1 pseudogene is annotated in these 672 nt (G+C 42.8%); it reads left to right on the top strand.

The features are described 5' to 3' along the window. Positions 1-59 precede the first annotated feature (59 nt). Positions 60-672 (top strand): annotated as a pseudogene (locus CIK04_RS32405) (IS5/IS1182 family transposase); the annotation flags it as partial.

Here is a 672-nt window from a genome sequence, read left to right as displayed (position 1 = left end):
TCTAGCTTTCGAGCTAGACCTTTGATCTAATAGGGGTATCGAAATATGGATACTCCGATATGCTTCAAGAACCCACCCCGCAACAATACGAACTGGAAATGGTGACGATGGAACAGTTAGTTCCTAAAGACCATTTAGTGCGCAAAATCGATAATGCTATCGACTTTGAATTCATTCRTGATGAAGTYGCTCATCTTTATTGTAAAGATAATGGGCGTCCACAGTTGACCTATTCGTCTCTTCAAATCATCTTGCTTGGTTATATCTTTGGTATAAAAGTGAGCGTCAGCTCGTTAAAGAAATTGAAGTGAAGTGTCGCTTACCGTTGTTCTTACGGAATGTCATTAACACGAGTAAAGTCATCCACAGCTTCTACTCTAAGCCTAAAACCGCATTCGTCGCTTTAATGGCACGGATGTGTTCGAACGTATTTTTATCAATATCGTAGAGCAAGCCATGACGAAAGGCTTGGTCGCGGGTCAAGAGCTCTTTACGGACAGTACTCATCTCAAAGCGAACGCCAACAAGAATAAACACACCAATAAAGTCACGGCGGTTCGCGCGAGTGCCTATCTTGATATGCTGGATGACGACGTCGCGTTAGACCGAGAAAAAGCGGGTAAGAAGCCTCTTAAGGCTCGTGAATCAGAGTCAAAAACAAAGAATACCAAA

The organism is Vibrio sp. 03_296, from assembly GCF_002265885.1.
The sequence above is the reverse complement of the archived record's forward strand: the minus strand, read 5'-3'. Positions and strand labels throughout refer to the sequence as shown.